The sequence below is a fragment of the Flavobacterium sp. ALJ2 genome (genome assembly GCF_015594725.1).
Lineage (GTDB): Bacteria > Bacteroidota > Bacteroidia > Flavobacteriales > Flavobacteriaceae > Flavobacterium.
Map to the genome: position 1 here is coordinate 1 of NZ_JADNRC010000065.1, position 577 is coordinate 577.

The following is a 577-nucleotide window of genomic DNA, read 5'->3' on the forward strand; positions in this document are numbered from 1 at the left end:
AGCTAAAAATAATATGTATTTTCTTTTCATTTTTGTATGGTTTTTAAAAGTATGATGGTCTTACAATTTTTTCTCTATTATTAAATCGATAAGTTAATGCAAATTCATGTGAGCCTGAATTAGCAGATTTCAATTTTCCTATTTGCGCATAGTCATAAGAATAACTAAATTTTAATCCTGGGGTTAATTGAAATTGTGTTAAAAACAATATCGACTCATCTTGACGCCAGCCTGCTCCTACCCAGAAAAGATCATGTATCAAAAAATTAGCTTGCGCTTCAGCCTGAACATCAAAATTGCCTTTCTTTAATAATAACAAAGGCTTAAATTTTAAATCTCCTGTAAGATCTAATAAATACCCAGTATAAAAATACATAATTCTTTCACTATCTAATTTAATATTTTCATCAAAATTAACTTTTATTTTTGAAAAAGACGGTATCGAGAATCCTGCAAAAAAACGATCTGAAAAATAATTAATTCCAAAACCAATATCTCCTCGGGTAAAATTTCGGGATTCATTAAACCTAGAATCATTATCAACACCATCTAATAAATGGTTATCCTCCCTACCTCC

General features: G+C 29.1%; 1 protein-coding gene. It reads right to left on the reverse strand.

The window, feature by feature from the left end; genetic code table 11:
* Positions 1-43: 43 nt before the first annotated feature.
* Positions 44-577, reverse strand: a 534-nt coding sequence (locus IUY40_RS19230) for a PorP/SprF family type IX secretion system membrane protein (RefSeq protein WP_195738460.1), incomplete at its 5' end; no start/stop codon positions are given.